Genomic DNA, 12,667 nt, shown 5'->3' with positions numbered 1-12,667 from the left:
GTCAGGCCTCCTGATCGTCTTCGTCGTTGTTGGAAACCAGGCCCCGCAGTGATGCCCAGCGGGGATCGAGCGTCTCGTGGCGGTGGTCGGGACCGGCCTCGGCCAGTTTGACCCCGCACTCCGTGCAGAGACCGGCGCAGTCGTCGCTGCACACCGGGCTCAGCGGCAGCGCGAGCACCACCGCGTCACGGAAGGTCGGCTCAAGATCCAGCAGCTCGCCGTCGAGGATCTGGTCGTCCTCTCCGGCGTCTTCCGCCGTGTAGAAGAAGAGCTCCTGGAAGTCGACCTCGACATCCGAGGTCAGGGGTTCCAGGCAGCGCGAGCACTCTCCCGTGAGAGGGGCCAGCGCCGTGCCCGTGACGAGCACGCCTTCCATCACTGCTTCGAGCCGGAGATCCAGCTCGACGTCGGCGTCTTTGGGGACGCCGATCAAGCCGACCGCGACGTCCGCCGGAGCCGGGAGAACGGGTTTCATCGTGCGCATCGACCCCGGGCGGCGCCCGAGGTCATGGGTCGAAATCACCCATGGAGCGCGAGGGTCGAGGGTGTGCACTTTCATCCTGGTCTCTTAGGCATGGCGAATCACCGCCGTCGTGCAAGGCCGAAACGCAAGAATACCAGCCCGCCGGGGAACTCAGCCGCGCACGCGTTCGACCAGCAGTTCGAGCACGAGGTCGGGCACCAGGCCCGACACGTCGCCGCCGTAGCGGGCGATCTCCTTCAGCCGGCTGGACGACAGGAAGGAGTATTCGGGGTTGGTCGACATGAACAGCGTCTCGACCCCCGACATGCGGTAGTTGAGCTGCGCCATCTGGAGCTCGTAGTCGAAGTCGCTGACCGCGCGCAGGCCCTTGACGATGGTCGGGATGCCCTGCTGGCGGGCGAAGTCGACCAGGAGGCCGTGGAACTTCTCCACGCGGACGTTGCCGTATTCCTTGGTCACCGCCTGGAGCATGTCGATGCGCTCCTCGACGGTGAACAGGCTCGTCTTCTCGATGTTGATCAACACCGCGACGACGACCTCGTCGTACAGACGCGACGTTCGGCCAATGATGTCGAGATGGCCGTTCGTCACGGGATCGAACGATCCGGGGCAGACGACTCTGCGCACAACAACCCCCTACTCGGCCCGGTTGGCGTGACCGTACCAAACGGTCGCTTCACCGTAACGACGCGCCCTGGCCTCCTCATAGCCGGGGGGCCACCGCAGATCATTCCCTCTGGTCTCGCGTTCGACCGCCACCAGCGCCCCCTCGGCGAGCCACCCGTTCTCCAGCAGCTGGACCAGCACCTTTCCGACCACCTCGTCGGACACGGCGTAAGGAGGGTCGGCGAAGACGAAGTCGTAGGGCTCGCCCTCACAGGGGCGCGCGACGAGCCGCTCGACCTTCTCGGCCCGCACCACCGCGCCGGGCAGGCCCAGCGCGGCGACGTTGGCCCGGATCGTGCGCAGCGCCTTGGCGTCGGACTCGACGAGCAGCGCGTGGCCGGACCCCCGGCTCAGCGACTCCAGCCCGATGGCCCCCGACCCGGCGTAGAGGTCGGCCACCCGCTCCGGCACGCCGGCGAGCGACCCGACGGTCGAGAAGATGCCCTCACGGGCGCGGTCGCTGGTGGGCCGGGTTCCCCTGCCGGGCGGGACCTCGATCCGCCTGCCACCGGCGGTTCCGGCGATGAGACGCGTCACCAGCCCATTGTCGCGGAGAGCCGGAATGGAAAAGCTCGGTAATGCCTGGCGAAGGAACGGCCAGGGTCGTTCCGTTCGTGGTCGTGGCCCTGCACTATGAACGTGCGGCCTTCAAGGTGACCCAGGGGAAGGCCGGCCGGCGTGATCGTGAGCCCTTCCGCACGCCGGCGCCCTCGGCACCTGACCCGAGGGTGGGCCCAGCCGGGGACGGCATTCGGGGGGAGGCCGTCCCATGGCTGGGCCCTGGGTCATTTCTATGACCCAGGGCCCTCCACCCGGCAGCCTTCTGCCCGGATCGCTCCCTTTTCGAAACTCTTCTTCCGTTACGGCTCCCGCCTGGGCGGCCCCGCCCGCCGCCCCCGCGCCTCGCCGCAACCGGCGCCGACCACCCGCTCCCGCCCCGCACCGCCACGCCGGATCAGGTCGACGCCACGACCCTGCCGAGCGCTCGCGCAGCGTCGGCGATCAGCCCGCCCACCGAGCCAGGTCAGGTCTTCTCCAGGTATTCCGCGCGCTCCCCCGCCGCCAGTGCGTCGAGTTCGGCCTTCAGGGCCGGGTGGCCGGTCAGCTCGGGATCGCGGGCCAGCAGGTTCTGGGCCTCCTCGCGGGCTTCGGCGATGACGTCTTCGTCGCGCAGCAGCTGGAGCATGCGCAGCGACGACTTGCGGCCCGACTGGGCCGCGCCGAGCACGTCGCCCTCACGCCGCTGTTCCAGGTCGACGCGGGACAACTCGAAGCCGTCGAGGGTGCTCGCCACCGCGTCGAGGCGGTCGCGGGCGGGGGTGCCGGGCATGGTCTCGCTGACCAGCAGGCACAGGCCGGGCAGGCCGCCCCGGCCGACCCGGCCGCGCAGCTGGTGGAGCTGCGACACGCCGAAGCGGTCGGCGTCCATGATGATCATGACCGAGGAGTTCGGCACGTCGACGCCGACCTCGATGACCGTGGTGGCCACCAGCACGTCGATCTCGCCCCGGGTGAAGGAGCGCATGATCGCGTCTTTCTCCTCGGGCGGCAGCTTGCCGTGGAGCACCTCGACCCGCAGGCCCGCCAGCGGGCCGGAGGCCAGCATCTCGGCCACCTCGACGACCGCCAGCGGCGGGCGGCGCTCGTCGGCGTCCTTGGTCAGGTCGCCCTCGTCGCCCTCCACGTCGCCGATGCGGGGGCAGACGATGTAGGCCTGGCGGCCGAGCCCGACCTCCTCGCGCACCCGCTCCCACGTGCGCTCCAGGTAGTGGGGCTTCTCGGCGGCGGGCACCACGTGGGTGGTGATCGGCGCGCGGCCCGAGGGCAGCTGCGAGAGCGTGGAGACCTCCAGGTCGCCGAACACGGTCATCGCGACCGTGCGCGGGATCGGGGTGGCCGTCATCACCAGCACGTGGGGCCGCCCGGACGCCGACTTCTCGCGCAGCGCGTCGCGCTGTTCGACGCCGAACCGGTGCTGCTCGTCGACCACGACCAGCCCCAGGTCGGCGAACTGGACCTTGTCCTGCAGCAGGGCGTGGGTGCCGACGACGATGCCGGCCGCGCCGGAGGCGGCGTCGAGGAGGTTCTGCCGCCGCGCGGCGGCGCCCATCGAGCCCGTCAGCAGGGCCACCGACGTGCCGCCGAACATGCCGCCGCCCGCGAGGTCGCCGAGCATGGCGGTGATCGAGCGGTGGTGCTGCTGGGCCAGCACCTCGGTCGGGGCCAGCAGGGCCGCCTGCCCGCCCGAGTCGGCGACCTGCAACATCGCGCGCAGGGCCACCACGGTCTTGCCCGCGCCCACCTCGCCCTGGAGCAGGCGGTGCATCGGGTGGTCGCGCCCAAGGTCGGCGGCGATCTCGTCGCCGACCGTGCGCTGGCCCTCGGTGAGCTGGAACGGCAACCGCCCGTCGAACCCGGCCAGCAGGCCGTCGGCGCTGCCGGGCCTGGGCTGGGCGGGCAGGGCGTCGGCGGCCATGCGGCGGCGTACCAGGACGGCCTGGAGGTTGAACGCCTCGTCGAACTTGAGCCGCTTCTTCGCGCGGGCGACGTCGCCCTGGTCGCGGGGGCGGTGGATCAGGGTCAGCGCCTCGGCCAGGCCGATCAGGCCGTGGCGCTCACGCATGGGGGCCGGGAGCGGGTCGTCGAGCGACAGGGTGTCGAGGATCAGCCGGACCGCGCGGCCGATCTTCCAGCTCGCCAGGTTCTGCGCCGACGGGTAGATCGGCACCGGCGCGGTGGCGAACTCCTCGCTGGTCTCCTCATCGTCGGTGACGTAGTCGGGATGGGTGAGCGAGCGGCGTTTCGCGCCCTTCGGCGAGACGAACACGTTGACCTTGCCGGAGAAGGTCGCCTCGGTGCCCGGCAGCAGCCGCTGCTCGGCCACGAACGCGCCCTTGCCGAAGAAGGCCAGGTGGATGCGGTCTTTGCCGTCGGTGACCTCGACGTCGAGCCAGGTGCCCTGGCGGTTCTTCATCGGCCGCCGCTGCACCGCCGACACGCGCCCCCGCACGGTGGCGATCTCGTCGTGCTCCAGCGAGGCGATCGAGGTCAGCTCACCGCGCTCGGCGTAGCGGCGCGGATAGTGGCGCAGCAGCTCGCCGACGGTGGCGACGCCGAGGGCGCTTTCGAGCGGCGCGGCGGTCTTGGCGCCGACCACCCGCTTCAACGGCTCGTCGAACCTGGTCACGACACCCAGTTCTACCGCGACCGGCCGACAGAAATCACTCGACGCCGATGAGCAACGGGTAACCGCCCTGCCCGCCGGCGTGGACGGCCACCTCGACGTCGGGCCTCTCCAGGGCCAGCAGGTCCTGTACGGCCTTCGCCAGCCCCTCCCCCGTCTCGCTCCCGGTCACCAGGGTCACCAGCTCGCTGGAGGCCGACACCAGCCGCCGCACGACGTCCTCGGTCACCTCCCGCAACTCGGACCCGATGAGCGCGACGTCGCCGTCGACCACGCCCAGCACGTCGCCCGGCCGGCACAACCCCGCCGAGGTCATCGCCTCCCGGTTGGCCACCCAGACGTGCCCGTGCCGGGTGTGCGCGGCGGCCTCGGCCATGGCCAGCACGTCGTCGTCGAACCGCCGGGCCGGGTCGTGCACCGCGAGCGCCGCCAGGCCCTGCACCGACGCGAGCGTCGGCAACACGGCGACGGCCGAGCCCTCCTCCCGGGCGATCTCGGCCGCGGCGGCGGCGACCGAGCGGACCGCCGCGTCGTTGGGCAGCACCGCGACCTCCGACCCGGACTCCCTGATCGCCGCGAGCACCGCCGCCAGCGGCGGCGACGAGCCCGGTTCGCGGGTGACCACCACGGCCCCCGACTCGCGGAACAGCGCCGCGAGCCCGTCTCCGGCGGCGACCGCGACGACCCCGCGTCCGCCCTGGACGTGGGCCCGCCCGCCCAGGTAGGTGATCCTGATCCGGTGCGGCCGCCCGGCCGCCAGCCCGGCCTCGACGGCGGCCCCGGCGTCGGCGACGTGGACGTGCACGTTCCAGAGCCCGTCGCCGCCCACGATCACCAGCGAGTCGCCGAGGGCGTCGAGCTCCTCGCGCAGGCGGTCGACCGAGGGGGCGTCCAGGAGGTACATGACCTCGTAGCCGTGGGCGTCGTCGTCTTCGGCGCGGATCACCGGCCGCGCCGGCGCGGGCACCTCGTGCCGGCCGTGGACGCCCGTGACGACGTCCACGAGCGTTTCGAGGATGATCACCAGCCCGGCCGCGCCCGCGTCGACGACCCCGTTCCTGGCCAGCACGTCGAGCTGGGCGGTCGTGCGGGCGAGCGCCCCGCGCGCCTCCTCGGCGGCCTTCGCCGCGATGGCCGCGAGGTCGCCGGGCAGGTCGCGCACCGCCGAGGCGGCCGTGGTCAGCACGCTCAGCACGGTGCCCTCGACCGGCCGCGACACCGCCGCCGTGGCGAGCTCGGCCGCCCTGGCCAGGCCGGTCCGCAGGTCGTCGGCGCGTCCCTCGGCCGTGCGCAGGACCTCGGCCAGCCCGCGCAGCGCCTGGCTGACGATCACCCCCGAGTTCCCCCTGGCCCCCAGGAGCGCGCCGTGGGCGAGGGCCCGCCAGGTCGCGTCGTGGTCGGCCGTGTCGGGCAGCGCGTCGAGGGCGTCGGCCGCCGCGAGCAGCGTGAGGTGGAGGTTGGTGCCGGTGTCGCCGTCGGGGATCGGGAAGACGTTCAGCGCGTCGATCTGGGCGCGGGCCGCGCCGAGCGCCTGCGCCGACCGCCTGGCCCACTCCCGCACCGCGGGAGGATCGAGGACGTCCAGCATGGGTGATCCCTTCGTTTAACATGCATTGGCCGACATCGGCTATCCTCATATGGCCAGCCGTTCGGCCTGGCCTTTCTGCCCGTTGCGAACCGGGCTCTCTGATTCTCCGAAGGAGCGATGACCGTGGCTTCCGTCTGCGACGTCTGCGCTAAGAAGCCGATTTTCGGCAACAACGTCTCCCACTCGCACCGCCGAACCCGCCGCAACTGGAAGCCCAACATCCAGACCGTGCGCGCGACGGTCAACGGGACGCCGAAGCGGCTGAACGTGTGCACCTCCTGCATCAAGGCCGGGAAGGTCACCCGCTAGAGCTGTTCCGAAAAGGCCCGCCTCGCGAGGCGGGCCTTTTCGTGTTCGCTCACTGCACGACGTCGAGGGGCCGCCACTGCCAGGCGTGGTCGACCGGGCCGATGCCCGCCCCCAGGGCGAACCCGTGGGCGATCGCGCCGGTCACGTAGTCTTTGGCGATCCTGACCGCGTCGGGCACGTCTTCGCCGTGGGCGAGGTGGGAGGCGATGGCCGAGGCCAGGGTGCAGCCGGTGCCGTGGGTGTGGTCGTTGTCGTGACGTTCGGCGCTGTAGCGATATTCGGTCGCGCCGTCGGTCAGCAGGTCGACCGGCTCGCCCGGCAGGTGGCCGCCCTTGATCAGCGCCCACTTCGGCCCGAGCGCGAGCACCGCCTCGGCGGCCTCCATCATCTGCTCCTCGGCCTCGACCTTCACGCCGGTGAGCTGCTCGACCTCATACAGGTTGGGGGTCACGACGGTGGCCAGCGGCAACAGCCTGGCTCTCACGACGTCGACCGCCGCCGGTTCGAGCAGCGGGTCGCCGTGCTTCGACACCCCGACCGGGTCGATCACGATCGGCGCCGCGACGCCCGCCAGCACCTCGGCGACGGTCTCGACCAGGACCGGCGAGGCCAGCATGCCGGTCTTCACCGCGTCGACGCCGATGTCGCCCAGCACCGAGTCGAGCTGGGCCTTCACCGCCTCGGGCGGCAGCTCCCAGTAGCCCTGCACTCCCAGGGAGTTCTGGGCGGTCACGGCGGCGATCACGCTCATGCCGTGGACACCGTTGGCCAGCATCGTCTTCAGGTCGGCCTGGATCCCGGCGCCACCGCCGGAATCCGAGCCCGCGATCGTCAGCACGCGCGGTGGGGTCATGCTGACATCCAATCAGTCGCCCGGTCAGAACCCGAACCCCGGCTGGTTCTGCCCCGGCCCGGTGTCGAGGTCGACCTCGACGGGAGGCGGCTCGGGCGTGGGCGTGGTCGGCTTGGGTTTCGGACTCGGCTTGGGCTTGGTGACCACCGGCTGCGGATGCGGCCGCGAGGTGGCCTGCGCCGTCTCGGACGCCTTGGGGGTCGGGCTCGGCGAGGCCTTCCTGGGGGTCGGCGACGGCGAGGGCGGCGCGCTCTCACTGGGCGTGGGCACCACGACCAGCTCGGTCCCGCCGGAGGCCAGCCGGATCCCCAGCAGGGTCAGGCACACCGCCGCGACGACGGCCACCCCGGAGATCACCGCCATCCGCCGCGACCGCGCGATCGGCACCGCCTCCCGGTTCCGCCGCCGGCGCCCCGGCTGCGGACCGCCGGGGGGCAGCGGCGCCTCGGTGGTCGACTCGGGCATCTCGCCCGTGGTGGCCTCGTCGTCGTCGGGCCACCGGTAGGTCAGCTGAGCCGTCCCCTGCGGCACCGGCGCCCCGTCGGCGAGCGCCGCCCGCACGGGCGCGGTGATCGGCCCGGTGGCCGGATCATCGGCCCCCGGGGCCTGAGGTGCAAGAAGATCGTGATCGAGAGGCGGCCCGACGGGCCCGGTGAACGGCCCGGTCGAAGGACCACCCGCGGGCGAGCCGACCGGACCCGTGAACGGCCCGGTCGAGGGACCACCGGGAGGCACCCCGACGGGCCCGGTGAAGGGCCCCGTTGCAGGACCGCCCGCAGGCGGGCCGACCGGTCCTGTGAACGGCCCTGTTGACGAACCGCCCGCAGGCGGGCCGACCGGTCCCGTGAACGGCCCCGTTGCAGGACCACCGGCAGGCGGGCCGACCGGTCCCGTGAACGGCCCTGTCGAAGGACCGCCCGCAGGCGGACCGACCGGACCCGTGAAGGGTCCCGTCGAAGGATCAGCAGGAGGCGGCCCGGCAGGACCTGTGAAAGGACCCGCCGGAGGGGCCCCGATGGGACCGGTGAAGGGACCGCCCGGAACCGGGCCGGTTGGACCCGTGAAGGGGCCCGGGCCTCCGGGAGGCGGCCCGAGGGGATCCGCGAAGGCGAACGGGTCGGCTGCGGGGCCGCCCTGAGCTGCGAAGGCGCCCGTCGAGGGCGGGCCGCCGGGAGGCGGAGCCATGCCGGGGGCCAGCAGGTCGGCCGTCGGGCGGCCCGGGGCCTGGACCTGGGCCGCGAAGGCGCCTGTCGAAGGCGGGCCGGTGGTGGGGTCGGCCGGGGCCTGGACCGGGGCGGCGAGGGGGCCGGTGGGCTGCGGGTCTCCCGGGTTCGGGATCGGTGCAGGTGGGACCGGGCCCGCTAGGGGATCGCCGGTCTCTTCGACCTTCGGCTTGTTCTTCTTGGCCGGGGTCGTGGCCGTCCGTCCGGCCCGGTGGCGCCCCATTGCTGGTCCTTCCTGATCTGCACCCGCCAACCTTCTTAACAGGTCACGCTGCCGCTGTCACAAAGTTCCCGTCATCCTCGGAAGTGGTCCCAACCCCCCGGAACATTCTCGCGCCCTCCGGCCTGTACTCCATCCCCTTCGGCCACATTTCCTACAATCCGCCACTCGGAAGGCAGGAGAACCCCCGATGGGAAGGTCGCCGCGAGCGCGTGGTCCTCTCCCCCGGTGAGGATCCAGTCGACGGGGTCGGCCCCGAGGGCCTTGGCCGCCGCCGCGAGGTCGCCGGGCACCTCGACCGGGTCGAGCACGATCGCCACGCCGCTGGCGGCGCAGACATGGCCGAGGTCCTGCAGGAGGCCGTCGCTGACGTCGAGCATCGCCGTGGCGCCCAGCGCGGCGGCCCGGGGGCCTTCCGGATAGGGCGGCCGAGGCCGCCGATGCGCCTCCACCAGATCGTCAAAACCTGACAATCCCGCCAGAAGCAGTCGCAAACCGGCCTCAGAACGCCCCAGAGAGCCCGCCACGGCCACGACGTCCCCCGGCCGGGCTCCCGATCGCAACACGGCCGAGCGGCCCTGGAGATCTCCCAGGGCGGTCACGCCCAGCACCACGGAGGAGGAGCGCGTCACGTCTCCCCCGGCCAGGCTCGCCCCCACGAGGTCGCACTCGTCGCGGAGGCCGTCGATCAGCGCGTCGAGCCAGTCGACCGGCAGGTCGGCGGGTATGCCGAGGCCCACGAAAAGCCCCGTCCCCACCGCCCCCATGGCCGAAATGTCGGAAAGATTCTGCGCTGCCGCTTTTCGACCTATTTCGTACGGGCTGGACCAATCACGGCGAAAGTGTCTACCCTCAAGGAGCATGTCCGTCGTGACGACGACCCTGCCGTCCGGAGCGCGCAGGATCGCCGCGTCGTCGCCTGGGCCGAGGAGGACTGTCGCGCCTTGGGGCAGACGCCCCGATATCCGGCTAACAACACCGAATTCGCCGAGTTCTCCGACTGTGATGTCACACCTCCTGGTGTTCGGGGTACCTTGACCTTTCGGTGGTGATCAATCCCGGGAGGACCTGATGGTGCAGGCCTACATCCTTATCCAGACCGAGGTCGGCAAGGCGGCGGCTGTGGCCGAGGCCATCTCGGAGATCCCTGGGGTCACCCAAGCAGAAGACGTGACCGGCCCCTATGACGTGATCGTCCGGGCCGAGGCCAACAACGTCGACGAGCTCGGCAAACTGGTGGTCGCCCAGATCCAGGGGGTCAGAGGCATCACCCGCACGCTGACCTGCCCTATCGTCCACATATGAAGCGTGGCTGGCTGATCGTGGCGGTCTTGGCGGCCGGGTGTGCCCAGGCGGTGAGCCTCGACCCGCCGGCTCCCGAAGGGGCCGCCGCGACCGCCTGCCAGGCCCTGGCCGGACGGCTGCCGGCCACCATCGAGGGGCTGGCCCGAACCGAAACCGATCCGGTCTCCCCCTACACCGCGGTGTGGGGGCCCGGTGAGATCGCACTGCGTTGCGGCGTCGCCCGGCCGGCCTCGATGGAGGCGACCGCCGAGGTCAGCGACGTGAACGGGGTCGGCTGGTTCGCCGACCCCGCCCGGCCGACCCTGTTCACCTCGGTCAACCGCGAGGCGTACGTCGAGGTGACGATCTCGGCGAACCATCAGCCGGGCAGCGTCCTGGTCGACCTGGCCGACCCGATCAAGGCCACGATCCCCTAGCGCAGGCCCAGCGGGCGCTGCAGGGCGAGCTGGATCAGCCGGTCGACGAGCTCCGGATAGGGCAGCCCGGTCGCCGCCCACAACTGGGGCGCCACCGAGAGCGACGTGAAGCCGGGCATCGTGTTGATCTCGTTGAGGACCAGCCGGCCGTCGGGCGTGTAGAAGAAGTCCACCCGTGACAACCCCTCGCAGCCGAGGGCCTCGTAGGCGCGTACCGCCATGGCCCTGATCTCCTCGGCCACCTCCTCGGGGAGGTCGGCGGGCACCCGCAGTGCCATCTGGTCGGGGTAGTACTTGGCCTCGAAGTCGAAGAACTCCTGGCCGCCCGTGACCAGCACCTCGCCGGGCACGCTGGCGGCCGGCGGCTCGTCGCCGAGGCCCTGCAACACCGCGCACTCGATCTCGCGGCCGGGAATGGCCGCCTCGACGAGGACCTTCGGGTCGTGCTCGCGGGCGAACTCGATCGCCGTCTCCAGCTCCTCGGGCGTCGACGCCTTGGAGATGCCCTGCGACGACCCGGCCCGCGCGGGCTTGACGAAGACCGGCCAGCCGAGCTCCTCGATCTCCTTGAGCACCCGGTGGCGGTCGGTGCGCCAGGTCCGGTCGGCCACCACGACGTACGGCCCGACGGGCAGCCCGGCCGAATTGAGGACGGCCTTCATGTACGCCTTGTCCATACCAACGGCACTCGCGAGCACCCCTGAGCCGACGTAGCGCACCCCGGCCATCTCGAGCAGGCCCTGGATGGTGCCGTCCTCCGCGAAGGGGCCGTGCATGACCGGGAAGACGACGTCGACCGCGCCGAGCGAGCGCGGGACGTCGCCCGGGTCGAGGGCGACCAGCGAACCGTCGCCGGGCGGGATGGCCAGCGCGGATCCGCTGGTGTCGACGACCGGCAGGGCGCCGTCCTCGATCGCGAAGCTCTGGGTGTCGGCCGCGATGACCCAGCGGCCGTCCGGTGCGATGCCGATCGGCACGACCTCATATCGCGCACGGTCGATCACCGACAGGACGCTCCCGGCACCCATCAGCGACACCGCGTGCTCGGAGTTGCGCCCGCCGAAGACGACGGCGACTCGAATCCGGTTCATGAGGTCCGAATCTATCCTGTCGAGGTGGAAAAACGCCTCGTCAGGTCCGAGCTCGGGGCAAAGAGCCCAATGCGTCGAGCGCCCGGGTGACGTCGGCGATCAGGTCCTCGGCGTCTTCGAGCCCGATGGCGAACCGCACGGCCCCCGCGTCGACCCCCGACAGGGCCTCGTCGGAACGGGCCACCGACGCCAGGTGGACGGCCTTGGTGTGGGTGCCGCCCATCGACGGCGCGATGGCGGCGGTGCGCAGCCGGTCGGTCAGCGCCACCCCGGCCTCGAACCCGCCGTGGGGGGTGAGGGTGACGACCGCGCCGAAGCGGGTGCCCTCGGGGCCGGAGTCGAACAGGTGCCGGGCGGTCCGGTGGCCCGGGTGGGTGGGCAGGCCCGGGTAGTCGACCCGCCGGACGTGCGGGTGCCTGGCGAGGGCGGCGGCGAAGACCATGGCGGTCGAGCACATGCGGCGGACCCGCAGCGGCAGGGTCTCCAGGCCGCGGCGCAGCAGGTAGGCGTCGTCGGGCGAGAGCGCCGAGCCGGTGTCGATGCGGGTCTGGCGCACCTTGGCGACCAGGTCGGGACGGCCCACCACGACGCCGCCGACGCAGTCGTCGTGGCCGCCCATGTACTTGGTCGCCGAGTGGATGACCAGGTCGGCGCCGTGTTCGAGCGGGCGGCAGACGACCGGGGTGGCGAAGGTCGAGTCGACCACCAGCAGCGCGCCCGCCTCCCGGGCGACCTGGTAGAGGCCCCGGATGTCGGCCACCGCCAGGGTGGGGTTGGCGAGCGTCTCCGCGTACACGATCTTGGTGGTGGGCCGGATCGCGGCCCGCACCCTGCGCAGGTCGGAGTGGTCGACGAAGTCGGCCGAGACCCCGAAGCGGGACAACACGTTGGCCAGCAGCTGGTAGGTGGCGCCGTTCACCGGGGCCGGGGCGACGACGTGGGAGCCGTTGCCCAGGAAGGTGAGCAGGGTGCCGGTGATCGCCGCCATCCCGGAGGAGAAGGCCTGACCGGCGACGTCCTCGGGCGCGGCGGCCCCTTCGAGGGCGGCCACCGCCGCGGCGAACGCGTCGACGGTCGGGTTGTCGATGCGGCTGTACGCGTATCCCGGCCGGTGCTCGGCGATCACGTCGGCGTGGTCGCCCGAGGAGTCGAAGGCCCACGAGGCCGACCGCCAGACGGGCAGCCCGATGGGCTCCTGCCGGGGCGGCGGCGGTTGGGGCAGGTGCACCGCCCGGGTGTTCTCGCCGAGTGCCGGACCCGACCGGCCGGAGCCCGGTTGCGGCTCCCGCCGCGCGTCCGCCGGGCCCTCGGGCCGAGCTCGTCTCACC

The 12,667-nt window shown here is 72.2% G+C and carries 13 protein-coding genes; 3 read left to right on the top strand and 10 right to left on the bottom strand.

The annotated features are described in order from the left end of the window. Position 1: 1 nt before the first annotated feature. The 5 genes from AW271_RS32560 to AW271_RS32540 form a co-directional block, all read right to left on the bottom strand. On the bottom strand, positions 2-559 hold the full coding sequence (locus AW271_RS32560; RefSeq protein ID WP_062341441.1) for a YceD family protein: 558 nt from the start codon (positions 557-559) through the stop codon (positions 2-4). Between the two features lie 75 nt (positions 560-634). After that, entirely contained in the window at positions 635-1,111 is a 477-nt protein-coding gene (gene coaD / locus AW271_RS32555) for a pantetheine-phosphate adenylyltransferase (protein WP_030456609.1), read from the bottom strand. A 9-nt stretch (positions 1,112-1,120) separates the two neighbouring features. Then, positions 1,121-1,687, bottom strand: a complete 567-nt coding sequence (rsmD, locus tag AW271_RS32550) for a 16S rRNA (guanine(966)-N(2))-methyltransferase RsmD (RefSeq protein ID WP_062341440.1) — start codon at positions 1,685-1,687, stop codon at positions 1,121-1,123. Positions 1,688-2,174: 487 nt separating this feature from the next. After that, entirely contained in the window at positions 2,175-4,337 is a 2,163-nt protein-coding gene (gene recG, locus AW271_RS32545) for an ATP-dependent DNA helicase RecG (RefSeq protein ID WP_062341439.1), read from the bottom strand. 34 nt (positions 4,338-4,371) lie between these two features. Further along, positions 4,372-5,922: a DAK2 domain-containing protein gene (locus tag AW271_RS32540; RefSeq protein ID WP_062341438.1), complete on the bottom strand. Its 1,551-nt coding sequence runs from the start codon at positions 5,920-5,922 to the stop codon at positions 4,372-4,374. Positions 5,923-6,045: 123 nt separating this feature from the next. On the opposite strand from AW271_RS32540, the gene rpmB reads away from it, so the two are divergent. After that, positions 6,046-6,231, top strand: a complete 186-nt coding sequence (rpmB, locus tag AW271_RS32535) for a 50S ribosomal protein L28 (protein ID WP_030456605.1) — start codon at positions 6,046-6,048, stop codon at positions 6,229-6,231. A gap of 49 nt (positions 6,232-6,280) precedes the next feature. Here the strand turns inward: rpmB and thiD are convergent, their stop codons facing one another. The 3 genes from thiD to AW271_RS32520 form a co-directional block, all read right to left on the bottom strand. Continuing rightward, complete coding sequence (gene thiD / locus AW271_RS32530; RefSeq protein ID WP_062341437.1) at positions 6,281-7,084, bottom strand: bifunctional hydroxymethylpyrimidine kinase/phosphomethylpyrimidine kinase; 804 nt, start codon at positions 7,082-7,084, stop codon at positions 6,281-6,283. Positions 7,085-7,108: 24 nt separating this feature from the next. Beyond that, positions 7,109-7,645 carry a hypothetical protein gene (locus AW271_RS32525; RefSeq protein WP_062341436.1) on the bottom strand — a complete coding sequence of 179 codons (537 nt, stop codon included), beginning with the start codon at positions 7,643-7,645 and terminating at the stop codon, positions 7,109-7,111. A 956-nt stretch (positions 7,646-8,601) separates the two neighbouring features. Continuing rightward, positions 8,602-9,534 (bottom strand): thiamine-phosphate kinase, encoded by a 933-nt coding sequence (locus AW271_RS32520; protein WP_062341435.1) that lies wholly within the window; start codon positions 9,532-9,534, stop codon positions 8,602-8,604. 64 nt (positions 9,535-9,598) lie between these two features. Between AW271_RS32520 and AW271_RS32515 the strand changes: the two genes are divergently transcribed. Together AW271_RS32515 and AW271_RS32510 are read left to right on the top strand one after the other, a co-directional pair. Then, on the top strand, positions 9,599-9,832 hold the full coding sequence (locus AW271_RS32515) for an Lrp/AsnC family transcriptional regulator (RefSeq protein ID WP_062341434.1): 234 nt from the start codon (positions 9,599-9,601) through the stop codon (positions 9,830-9,832). Beyond that, positions 9,829-10,248, top strand: coding sequence for a DUF3515 domain-containing protein (locus AW271_RS32510; RefSeq protein ID WP_062341433.1), 420 nt, complete (start codon positions 9,829-9,831; stop codon positions 10,246-10,248). The genes AW271_RS32515 and AW271_RS32510 overlap by 4 nt, the downstream gene beginning before the upstream one ends. Here the strand turns inward: AW271_RS32510 and AW271_RS32505 are convergent. Further along, the gene (locus AW271_RS32505) at positions 10,245-11,339 is read right to left on the bottom strand and encodes a D-alanine--D-alanine ligase family protein (RefSeq protein WP_062341432.1); all 1,095 of its coding nucleotides are present in this window, start codon (positions 11,337-11,339) and stop codon (positions 10,245-10,247) included. The genes AW271_RS32510 and AW271_RS32505 overlap by 4 nt on opposite strands. Positions 11,340-11,379: 40 nt before the next feature. Next, the gene (locus AW271_RS32500; protein ID WP_083977569.1) at positions 11,380-12,666 is read right to left on the bottom strand and encodes a trans-sulfuration enzyme family protein; all 1,287 of its coding nucleotides are present in this window, start codon (positions 12,664-12,666) and stop codon (positions 11,380-11,382) included. Position 12,667 lies beyond the last annotated feature (1 nt).

This window comes from Herbidospora sakaeratensis (assembly GCF_001570525.1).
GTDB classification, from domain to species: Bacteria; Actinomycetota; Actinomycetes; order Streptosporangiales; family Streptosporangiaceae; genus Herbidospora; species Herbidospora sakaeratensis.
The sequence above is the reverse complement of the archived record's forward strand: the minus strand, read 5'-3'. Positions and strand labels throughout refer to the sequence as shown.

What these genes read in the sequence shown, in the direction of transcription:
- AW271_RS32560 (WP_062341441.1), bottom strand. Translation starts at nt 559, where the DNA reads ATGAAAGTGCACACCCTCGACCCTCGCGCTCCATGGGTGATTTCGACC.
- AW271_RS32540 (WP_062341438.1), bottom strand. Translation starts at nt 5,922, where the DNA reads ATGCTGGACGTCCTCGATCCTCCCGCGGTGCGGGAGTGGGCCAGGCGG.
- thiD (WP_062341437.1), bottom strand. Translation starts at nt 7,084, where the DNA reads ATGACCCCACCGCGCGTGCTGACGATCGCGGGCTCGGATTCCGGCGGT.
- AW271_RS32515 (WP_062341434.1), top strand. Translation starts at nt 9,599, where the DNA reads ATGGTGCAGGCCTACATCCTTATCCAGACCGAGGTCGGCAAGGCGGCG.
- AW271_RS32510 (WP_062341433.1), top strand. Translation starts at nt 9,829, where the DNA reads ATGAAGCGTGGCTGGCTGATCGTGGCGGTCTTGGCGGCCGGGTGTGCC.
- AW271_RS32505 (WP_062341432.1), bottom strand. Translation starts at nt 11,339, where the DNA reads ATGAACCGGATTCGAGTCGCCGTCGTCTTCGGCGGGCGCAACTCCGAG.